The 10,750-nt window shown below is 71.9% G+C and carries 4 protein-coding genes and 1 pseudogene; 4 read left to right on the top strand and 1 reads right to left on the bottom strand.

All coding sequences use genetic code 11. The features are described 5' to 3' along the window. Positions 1-103 precede the first annotated feature (103 nt). The 4 genes from ACLJQZ_RS04525 (at position 104) to ACLJQZ_RS04510 (ending at position 10,574) form a co-directional block, all read left to right on the top strand. A complete protein-coding gene (locus tag ACLJQZ_RS04525) occupies positions 104-6,865 on the top strand; it encodes an SDR family NAD(P)-dependent oxidoreductase (protein ID WP_410618751.1) in 6,762 nt (2,253 codons plus the stop codon). Position 6,866: 1 nt separating this feature from the next. Further along, positions 6,867-8,075, top strand: coding sequence for a cytochrome P450 (locus tag ACLJQZ_RS04520; protein ID WP_410618750.1), 1,209 nt, complete (start codon positions 6,867-6,869; stop codon positions 8,073-8,075). 92 nt (positions 8,076-8,167) lie between these two features. After that, complete coding sequence (locus tag ACLJQZ_RS04515) at positions 8,168-9,016, top strand: SAM-dependent methyltransferase (protein WP_328458177.1); 849 nt, start codon at positions 8,168-8,170, stop codon at positions 9,014-9,016. Positions 9,017-9,092: 76 nt separating this feature from the next. Continuing rightward, positions 9,093-10,574 carry an MFS transporter gene (locus ACLJQZ_RS04510; protein WP_410618749.1) on the top strand — a complete coding sequence of 494 codons (1,482 nt, stop codon included), beginning with the start codon at positions 9,093-9,095 and terminating at the stop codon, positions 10,572-10,574. 82 nt (positions 10,575-10,656) lie between these two features. On the opposite strand, the pseudogene ACLJQZ_RS04505 reads toward ACLJQZ_RS04510, so the two are convergent. After that, a pseudogene (locus ACLJQZ_RS04505) lies at positions 10,657-10,731 on the bottom strand (DNA-binding response regulator); the annotation flags it as partial. Positions 10,732-10,750: the final 19 nt, after the last annotated feature.

Here is a 10,750-nt window from a genome sequence, read left to right as displayed (position 1 = left end):
GTGGTGATTTGTCCGGATTACCGCCCGGCTCGCGCGTGCGGGACCGGAGTGGGAACGGCATTCGTGACCATCGATAGCGCGACGAACGCGAACGGAGCCTGACATGAGCCACCGCGTCGGTTCGGTGACCGAGCTGTACGAGCTGGTCAGCCGGGGACAGATCGACAAGGCCGAGGCGGTGCGCCTGGCCAAGCAGCTGAAGACGGCCAAGCGCGCCGCGCCGGCCGGGAAGCCGGCCGAGCCCGCCGGGCAGCCGGCCGGGATCGACCGGGACGTGCTGCGGGACCGGGTCTGCGACGTGCTCGCGGACCAGGTCCGGCAGCTGCTCAAGGTGAGCGCCGACGACCTGGACGCCGACGTCGAGCTGAGCGAGTACGGGCTCGACTCGGTCGTCATCAGCCACCTCGTGAGCATGGTCAACGACGCGCTGGGCCTCGACCTCAAGCCCACGGTGGTGTTCGAGCACCCCACCCTGCGCGCGCTGGCCGGCCACATCGCCGTCGACCACGAAGCGGGCCTCGCGGACCGCCTCGGCGTGCGTCCCGTGGCTCCCGCGCCGGTCGTGCGCAAGGACCCCGTGCCGGTCGTGCCGGTCCCGGCCGAGCGGTCGCGGACCGGGGACCCGGTCGCGATCATCGGGATGAGCGGCCGGTTCCCGCAGGCCGACGACCTCGACGCGTTCTGGCGCAACCTCGCCGACGGGCGCGACTGCGTCAGCGAGGTGCCCGCCGACCGCTGGGACTGGCGCGCGCTCTACGGCGACCCGTTCGACGAGGCCGGCCGCACCACCGTCAAGTGGGGCGGGTTCATCGACGGCGTCGCCGACTTCGACCCCGAGTTCTTCGGCATCGCGCCCCGCGAAGCGCAGCTGATGGACCCCCAGCACCGGCTGCTGATGCTGCACACGTGGAAGGCCCTGGAGGACGCCGGGTACGCGGCGGACGCCCTGGCCGGCACCGATCTCGGCATCATCGTGGGCACCGCGACCACCGGGTACCACCGCCTGATCGATGCCCACGCCCGTGGCGGCGACGGCGTCGCCGCCACCGCCACGGTGCCGTCCATCGGCCCGAACCGGATGAGCTTCTTCCTCGACGTCCACGGCCCGAGCGAACCGGTCGAGACGGCCTGCTCCAGCTCCCTGGTCGCGCTGCACCGGGCGGTGTCCGCGCTGGACCGGGAGGAGTGCTCGCTCGCCGTCGCGGGCGGCGTCAACACGGTGCTGGTCCCGGACGGCCACATCAGCTTCGGCCGGGCCGGCATGCTCAGCGAGGACGGCCGGAGCAAGACGTTCTCCGCCGACGCCGACGGCTACGCCCGCGGTGAGGGCGTCGGCATGCTGGTGCTGAAGAAGCTCTCGGCGGCCGAACGCGACGGCGACCACATCCACGGCGTCATCCGCGCGACGGCCGTCAACCACGGCGGCCGCGCCAACTCGCTCACCGCGCCGAACCCCAAGGCCCAGGCGTCGGTGATCCGCGACGCCTACCGCCGCGCCGGCGTCGACCCGCGCACGGTCGGCTATATCGAGACGCACGGCACCGGCACGAAACTCGGCGACCCCGTCGAGGTCAACGGCCTCAAGGACGCCTTCCACGACCTCTACGACGGCGCCGACGTCACCGGCGCCCACTGCGGGATCGGCTCGGTCAAGACCAACATCGGGCACACCGAGCTGTCCGCCGGGGTGGCCGGCGTGCTCAAGGTGCTGCTGCAGCTGCGTTACCGCACGCTGGTCGAGAGCCTGCACTGCGACACCGTCAACCCGTACGTCGAGCTGGCCGGCAGCCCGTTCTTCCTGGTCCGCGAACGGCAGCCCTGGACCGCGCCGCTCGACGCCGACGGCGCCGAGCTGCCCCGGCGGGCCGGCGTCAGCTCGTTCGGCTTCGGCGGCGCGAACGCGCACGTCGTGCTGGAGGAGTACCGCCCGCCCGCGCCGGCCGCCGAGGCGGCGGGGCCGTTCGCCATCGTGCTGTCGGCGCGCGAACCCGAGACGCTGGTGACCCGCGCGCGGCAGCTGCTCGCCTGGGCCGAGGGCCGCGACGACGACGACCTGGCGAGCGTGGCCTACACGCTGCAGGTCGGCCGGGTCGCGATGCCGGAACGGCTGGCGTTCACCGTCGGGACGATCGACGACCTGCGCGACGCGCTGCGGGCGTTCGTCGCCGGGGAGCCGCGCGGCGACCTGCACCGCGGCCGCCCGCAGCCGAACGCGCTGTGGCGGGTGCTCGCCGGCGACGAGGACATCGCCGCCGCGATGGACACCTGGGTCGCCAAGGGCAAGCTGCCGCGCCTGCTGGAGCTGTGGGCCGCCGGGTTCGACTTCGACTGGCGGCGCCTGCACGGCGGCACCCCGCCGCGGCGCATCCCGCTGCCGACCTACCCGTTCAACCTGCGCCGCTTCTGGATCGCCGACCGGGCCCCCCGAGCCGCCCGTACACCCGCTCCGCCGCGCGAGCGCGTCCTGGACGGCAGCGAGTACTACCTGCGCGACCACTGCCTGCGCGGTGTCCCGGTCCTGCCCGCCGTCGCCTACCTGGAACTGGCGCGAGACGCGCTCGGCGCCGAGGCCGGCGTCCGGATCAGCGACGTCCGCTGGCTGCGGCCGATCGAGGTCACCGAACCGCGCCGCGTCGAGGTCCGGCTCGACCCGAAGGACCCGGCCGGGCGACGCGCGTTCGAGGTGCACGTCGACGGCGACGCGGCGGTCTACGCCCAAGGCGCCGGCGAGGTTATCGCTCTGACCGCGGAAACCGTTGCGGTGGAACAACTCCGCGATGGTTGCCGGAACAGCGTGGACACGGCCGGGTTCTACCGGACGTATAAGGACATCGGCATGGACTACGGCCCGGCCCTGCGCGCGGTCCGCTCCCTGCACTACGACGACGGCATCGCCGTGGCCCGGCTGAGCCTGCCGCGCGAGGCCGAGTCGCCGCTCGTGCTCAACCCCAGCCTGCTCGACGGCGCGCTCCAGGCCGTCCTGGGCGTCTGGCTGGGCGAAGACGACGGCACGGCGGCCCGGCTCGCGCTGCCCTTCGCGGTGCGCGAGGTCCAGGTGCACGCCGCGACTCCCGCGGACGGCTGGGTCGTCATCCGCAGCCACCCCGACGACCGCGGTGGCGACGTACGCCGCCTGGATGTGGACGTGTGCGACGCCGAAGGCCGCGTCTGCGTGCGCCTGCTGGGGTTCAGCACACGAACCCTGCCGCCGGCCGCGAACGCCGAAACCCGCCTGATGACGCCGGTGTGGGACGCGGTGGCCGTCGAGCCCGTGCCGCAGTGGCCCGCCGCCGCAGCCCGGGTGGCGCTCGTCGGCGGAACCTCGGAGGACCAGGACGGGTTCCGCCGCCGCTACCCGGACGCCACGGTGCTGGACGCCGGCGATGCGCCCGCGGGGTTCGACCACGTCGTGCTGCTGGCCCCCGAGGTCCGGACGGCGTTCCGGCTGATCAAGGCGGCCACCGGGGAGACCGGCTGGACCGTCGTCACCCGGCAGGCCCGCCTGCTGCCCGGCGACCCCGACGTCGACCCGGCCGCCGCCGGGCTGCACGGCCTCTTCGGCTCGCTGGCCCAGGAATATCCGCACTGGCCCGTGCGCGTCGTGGACGTCCCCGCCGGCGCACCGGTGCCGTGGGACGACGTCCTGACCCTGCCGCCCGAGCCGCAGGGCGCGCTGCTCGCGTACCGCGACGGCGAGTGGTACCGGCAGCGCCTGCTGGAGCTGGCGGCGCCCGTCCCGGCGGAGCCCGCGCACGCGAACCTGCAGCCCGACGACGTCGTCGTGGCCATCGGCGGGGCCGGCGGCATCGGCACCGTCTGGACCGAGCACCTGCTGCGCCGCCACAAGGTGCGCGTGGTGTGGATCGGCCGTCGCCCCTTGGACGCCGACATCGAAGCCCGCCGCGACCGGCTCGCGGCGCACGGTCCCAAGCCCGACTACATCCAGGCCGACGCCACCGACCCGGCGGCGTTGCGCCGCGCCCGCGACGAGATCGTCCGCCGCCACGGCCCGGTCCGCGGCGTGCTGCACTCCGCCATCGTGCTCGGCGACCAGAGCCTGGCCCGCATGGACGAAGCGCGCTTCACCGCCACCTACGCGGTGAAGGCCGACGTCGCCGTCAACCTCGCCGACGCCTTCGCCGGCGAGCCGCTCGACTTCGTCGTGTTCTTCTCGTCGCTGCAGTCCTTCCTCACCTCGCCCGGCCAGGCCAACTACGCCGCCGGCTGCACCTTCGCCGACGCCTACGCCGAGCACCTCGGCACCCGGCTCGACTGCCCGGTGAAGGTCGTCAACTGGGGTTATTGGGGCGGGGTGGGTGTGGTCGCCGACGATGCCCACCGCGAGCGGATGGCCCAGGCCGGCGTGGAGTCGATCGAGCCGGCCGAAGGCATGGCCACCTACGACACGCTCCTGGGTTCGCGGCACCCCCAGCTGGCCCTGCTGAAGGCGACCCAGGCGCTCGACGACGACGTGGTCGAGCAGCTCGAAGCCCGGACCCCGGCGTTGATCACGGCCCTGCGTGACAGCCGGCCGGATCGCACCGGCGAGATTACCCGGCTCCGCGAGAAGATCGACGGGCACGACAAGAAGCTGGACGCCGCCCTGGTGCCGGTCCTGTGGCGCGTGCTGTGCTCACTCGGCCTGTTCGAGGACGACCGTGGGGCCACCGCCGAAGAATGGCGGGTGCACGGGAAGATCACCGGCGAGTACGACCGCTGGTTCCGGCACACCCTCGACGTGCTGACCGGCACCGGCCACCTGCGCCACGACGACGGCCGCTACTCGGCCGCACCGGCCGCGCAGACCGGTACCGCCGACTGGGACCGGCACCGCGACGGCTGGCTGGCCGAGGCGTCCACCCGGGCCCAGACGACGCTCGTCGACACCACGCTGCGCGCGCTGGCCGACATCCTCACCGGCCGCCGCCCGGCCACCGACGTGCTGTTCCCGGCGTCGTCGATGGACCTCGTCGAAGGCGTCTACAAGGCCAACCCGGTCGCCGACCACTTCAACGAGGTCCTCGCCGAGACGCTCGTCGACTACGTGCGACGCCGCGTCGCCGACGACCCCGGGGCGAAGCTGCGTGTCCTGGAGATCGGCGCGGGCACCGGGGGCACCACCGAAACCGTGCTCCGGCACCTGGAGCCGTGGGCCGACCACCTCGAAACCTACTGCTACACCGACATCTCCAAGGCGTTCCTGCTGCACGCCCGGCGCGAGTTCCCCGCGCCCTTCCTCGACACCCGGCTGTTCGACGTCGAGGCCCCCCTGGCGGGACAGCCGATCCCGGCCGGCGGCTTCGACGTCGCCATCGCCACCAACGTCCTGCACGCCACCCGCGACATCCGTGCCACCTTGCGCAACACCAAGGCGACCCTGCGCACCCACGGGATCCTGCTGCTCAACGAACTGAGCGGTGGCAGCCTGTTCAGCCACCTCACCTTCGGCCTCCTCGACGGCTGGTGGCGCTACGACGACCCGGCACCGCGCGTACCCGGCACGCCCACGCTGGCCCCGGCCACCTGGCAGCGGCTGCTCACCGAAACGGGCTTCGGTGGCGCGTTCCCCGCCGCAGACGGAGCCGACGACCTCGGCCAGCAGGTGATCGTCGCCGAGAGCGACGGCGCCGTCCGCCAACCGCGGCGGGACACCCCGCCCGCCGTGAAGTCCACTGTGGACAAGGTCGCGGGGAACAGCGCCGGCCGCGTCGCCGAGCTGATGGCCGAGGTCCTGGAGATCGACCCCGCACAGCTCGATCCGGACGTGCCCTTGCGGCGCTACGGCTTCGACTCGATCTTCATGGCCCAGTTCCTGTCCTCGGTGAAGAAGCACCTCGACGACACGATGACCCTGGACGTCATCGCCGAGTGCGAGACGTTGAACGACATCATCGGCCGCGTCGGCGCGTCGGCCGCACCCGCCACGACGGCGGAGGTCCCCGAGCTGATCCGGATGAACCGCGGCGGCGAGGGCCGGCCGGTCTTCTGGATCCACCACGGAAACGGGGGAGTCGAGTCCTACCGGCCCCTGGCCGAGCACTGCGGCCGGCCGTTCTACGGCATCCAGCCGAAGGGCTGGCTCGGCGACGGCGAGATCCTCAGCGGCCAGGTGCCGATGGCCGAGCACTACGCGGCCCTCATCCGCGCGGTGCAACCGGACGGACCCTACGACGTCGGCGGGTTCTCCCTGGGCGGCCTGCTGGCCTACGAGGTCGTCCGGCAGCTCCAGCTGCAGGGCGCCGAAGTGAACACCCTCGTCATGCTCGACACCCTGGACGCCGCCGCGACCAACCGCGTCAACACGATCATGCAGGGCGGCCGGGCCGAACCGGACGTCATCGCCAAGGTCTGCGCCTTCCGCGCGGTCAACATCGTCCTCGGCAACAACCGCCTGGACGCCAACGACGGCCGCACCCCGATCCTGCACCGGGACGAGGTGGACCCCGGCCTGGAGTACCCGGAGTTCCTCGACTCGCTGCTGAAGGCCGCCCTGGCCACCGGGATCACCAAGACCGAGACGCAGCTGCGCACCCAGGTCACCCAGCTGGCGCGCTTCTTCGAGGTGCTGCACACCGGCGACCACGTCGTCGATCCGCTCCCGCGGCGGGATGCCGTGCGCTGCTACTACGTCCGCAACCGCGGTGGCCGGTTCTTCGGCGACTTCGAGGAGTACATGGTGCTCTTCGCCAACCCGGACCTGCCGGGGCTGGACGGCGTCGAGTACTGGCGCGAATGGGAGGAGCAGATCGACGACTTCTTCGTCACCGAAGTCGGCACCACCAACCACACCGACGTGATGACGGCACCCGAGTCGCTGGAGAAGGTGCTGCGGCTGTGCGACACCCTCTACGGAAAGGAAGCCTGACGTGATCACCCGATTCGACGAGTGGGGGGTCGACGAGCGCCAGTACTGGCTGCGCGGCATCGAGCCCGAGAAGGCCGTCGGCTACGACCCCGAGACCCGGATGTGGCACGTGTACGGCCACCCCGAGAACGTGCAGCTGCTGAGCAAGCCGAAGGTGTTCTCCTCGAACCTGCAGCGGGTGATGGGCGCCGAGATCGGCGGCGACAACCCGGAGGAGACCTACGACGAGCTGTTGTACCTGGACCCGCCGGACCACACCCGGTTGCGCAAGCTCGTCAGCCACGCGTTCACGGCCAAGGTCGTGGCCGACCTGGAGCCGAAGATCGCGGCCCTGACGCACGAACTGCTCGACGAGGTCCAGTCCTCGGACCGGCTCGAGCTGGTGAGCGAGCTGGCCTACCCGCTGCCGGTCACCGTGATCTGTGAGCTGCTCGGCATCCCGGCCGGTGACCGCGACCTGTTCCGCAAGCAGGCCGAGTCGCTGATGCCGTCCACTTCGGACGACGTCCAGCTGGTCGGCCGGTTCGAGGGCCAGGAAGAGGTCACGAAGACGGTCATCCAGCGGCACCGGGAGTTCGCCGAGTACCTGCAGCAGTTCGTCGACGACCGGCGGAAGAAGCCGCGCGAAGACCTGCTGAGCGGGCTCGTGCACGCCGAGGTCGACGGGGAACGCCTGACCGGCAAGGAAGTCGCGAGCCTCGTCGACACGCTGCTGCTCGCCGGGCACCTCAACACCACGATGATGCTCAGCAACACCATCCTGTGCCTGGACGCGCACCCGGAGGAGTTCCGGCGCACCCGCGAGGACCGGTCCCGGCTGCCGGGCGTGGTCGAGGAGTCGCTGCGCTACCTGCCGCCCTTCTCGGTGACCTCACGGGTGACCGCGGTCGAGACGGAGCTCGGCGGCGAGACGATCCCGGCCGACCAGCTGGTGATGGTGTGGATGGCCACGGCCAACCGCGATCCCCGCGTGTTCGACGCGCCGGCGGAGTTCCGCCCGGAGCGCCACCCCAACCCGCACCTCACGTTCTCGCGCGGCATCCACTTCTGCGTCGGCGCCGGGCTGGGCCGGCTGGAGGGGCGCGTCGCGCTGAACACCCTGCTGGACCGCTTCCCCCACCTGGCCACGATTCCCGATGAACCGCCGCGGTTCATCCGCACCGACCAGATGTTCAACGCGCACACGCTGCCGCTCGCCGTCTCCACCTGAGCGGCTCCTACGACGGGAGGAGTCACGCAACTTCCGAGAACTTCCAGGCACAGCCCGTGTATCCGACCGCACCACACGTCAAGGAGAGCTTCATGACCACCGAGTCGCTGCCCAAGCCCGAAGAAGTCGGCACCTTCTACGACGCGACCAACGACCTGATGACCCAGTTCCTGGGTGGGAGCACGCACTACGGCTACTGGACCGGCCCGGACGACGACAGCACGTTCGAGCAGGCGGCCGACCGGCTCACCGACATCCTGACCGGCAAGCTCGGCGCGACGGCGGGCGAGAAAATCCTCGACGTCGGCTGCGGCCAGGGCAACCCGGGCGTGCGCACGGCGGTCCGCACCGGCGCGGACCTGACCGGCATCTCGATCAGCGCCCGGGACGTCGAGGTCTCGAACGCCCGCGCCGAGCGCGAGGGCGTCGCCGACCGGGTGCGTTTCCAGCGCGCCGACGCCATGGAACTGCCCTTCGAAGACAACTCCTTCGACCACGTCTTCGCGCTCGAGTCGATCGTCTGCGTGCCGGACCGCGTCCAGGCGCTCAAGCAGATCGCGCGGGTGATCAAGCCGGGCGGGTTCGTCGCGCTCACCGACTTCAGCGACCGCGACGCCGCGGCCAACGCGCAGAAGAAGAAGGACCTGGAAGCGGTCGGCGAGTCGTGGCACACCGCGCCGCTGGTCACGGAGGCGGACTACGAGACGTTCGCCGCCGCCGCGGGCCTGGAGGTCGTCGAGGTCACCGACATCACCCTCAACACCAAGTACACCGAGGAGCGGTTCTACGGGCCGCTGCGCGAGTACGCCGCGACCCACGACGTCCCGCCGGAGATCACGCAGGTGCTGGAGATCGCGCCCAGCCCGGAGGAACTGAAGGCGATGAGCGACGGCGCCCCCTCGGTCGGCGTGCTCCTGATCGTCCTGCGCAACCCCGCCTAGGACGCTTTCCGGCTGGAGGCCGGGCTTTCCGGCCTCCAGCCGGTCCCGCGGCAAGACCACAGAAAGGAAGACGCACATGTCCGAGGACCACGCCGCCCGCGCCGCCCGCGCTGTCGCCGACACGCAGGAGGTGTCCGCGCCGCCGGCCCCGGACCCCCGGCGCTGGGTGCTGCTGGCCGTGGTGGTCACCGCGCAGCTGCTGGTGGTGCTGGACGCCACGGTGATCAACATCGCGCTGCCGTCCGCGCAGAACGCGCTGCACATCTCCGACGCGGACCGGCAGTGGGTCATCACCGCGTACACGCTCACCTTCGGCGGGCTGCTGCTGCTCGGCGGGCGCGTCGCGGACTACGCCGGCCGCAAGCGCGTGTTCCTGATCGGCCTGGCCGGCTTCGCCGTGGCGTCCGCGCTGAGCGGCGCGGCGACGACCGGGTGGATGCTGTTCGTCGGCCGCGGGCTGCAGGGGGTGTTCGGCGCGCTGCTCGCCCCCGCCGCGCTGTCCCTGATCACGGTCACCTTCACCGAGATGGGGGAGCGGGCCAAGGCGTTCGGCATCTTCGGCGCGGTCAGCGGCGCCGGTGCCGCGGTCGGCGCGCTCGTCGGCGGCGTGCTCACCGAGTACGCCAGCTGGCGCTGGTGCCTGTTCTTCAACATCCCGGTGGTGGCCATCGCCTTCGCCTTCGCGGTGCCGAACATGCGGGAGAGCAAGATCGAAGGTCGCGCGCGGTACGACGTCGCGGGCGCGCTGCTCGGCACGGTCGGCCTGATCGCCCTGGTCTACGGCTTCACCACGGCGGCCGGCGAAGGCTGGGGCTCCGGCCTGACACTCGGCCTGATCGCGTTCGCGCTGGTGCTGCTGGCCGCGTTCGTCGTCGTCGAGGCGAAGGTGCGCGCCCCGCTGCTGCCGCTGCGGGTGGTGCTCGACCGCGACCGCGGCACCGCCTACCTGACGTCGGTCCTGCTCGGCGTCGGCAGCATGGGCATGTTCCTGTTCATGATGTACTACGTCCAGCAGACGCTGGGGTACTCGGCGCTGCAGGCCGGGATCGTCTTCCTGCCGTTCCCGATCTGCGTGGTCCTGACCGCGACCTACACCGCGAAACTCCTGCCCCGGTTCGGGGCGCGGGCGCTGATGACGCTGGGCGCGGCGCTGGCCGCGGTGGCCGTGCTGGCGCTGACCCTGCTGGAGCCGGATTCGTCGTACTTCGGCCTGATCCTGCCGGTGCTGGTCGTGATGAGCGTCGGCATGGGGCTGGTGTACACGCCGATGAACAACGTCGCGCTGAGCGGGATCGACTACGCCGACGCGGGTGTCGCGAGCGCGCTGGTGAACACGTCGCAGCAGATCGGCGGTTCGCTGGGCACGGCCCTGCTCAACACGATCTTCACGACGTCGGTCGCGTCCTACCTCGCCACCACGCCGGGCGACGCGGTGGCGGCCACGATGCACGGTTACCACGTGGCGTTCGCGGTCAGCGCGGTGCTGCTGGTGGCGAGCGCGGTGCTGGTCTGCGCGTTCGTCCGGGCGCTGCCGAAGACGCCGCGCGCAACCGCCTGAGCCCGACCGCCGGTGACGGTCCACAGCGGACCGTCACCGGCGGGTCGAAGCCGTTCATGACGAGCGACCCGCCCCAGCCGCCGCCGGCGCCGTCCGGCAGGCGGACGTCGAGCACGGCGACGTCGGGCCGCAGCGACGGAATCCGGGCGAGCGCCGCCGGCAAGCAGCTCCGGGAG

The sequence above is a fragment of the Amycolatopsis sp. cmx-8-4 genome (genome assembly GCF_046548675.1).
Classification (GTDB): Bacteria; Actinomycetota; Actinomycetes; order Mycobacteriales; family Pseudonocardiaceae; genus Amycolatopsis.
Note: the sequence above shows the minus strand (reverse complement) of the source record. Positions and strands in the feature narration are given on the sequence as shown.

What these genes read in the sequence shown, in the direction of transcription:
- ACLJQZ_RS04525 (WP_410618751.1), top strand. Translation starts at nt 104, where the DNA reads ATGAGCCACCGCGTCGGTTCGGTGACCGAGCTGTACGAGCTGGTCAGC.
- ACLJQZ_RS04510 (WP_410618749.1), top strand. Translation starts at nt 9,093, where the DNA reads ATGTCCGAGGACCACGCCGCCCGCGCCGCCCGCGCTGTCGCCGACACG.
- ACLJQZ_RS04515 (WP_328458177.1), top strand. Translation starts at nt 8,168, where the DNA reads ATGACCACCGAGTCGCTGCCCAAGCCCGAAGAAGTCGGCACCTTCTAC.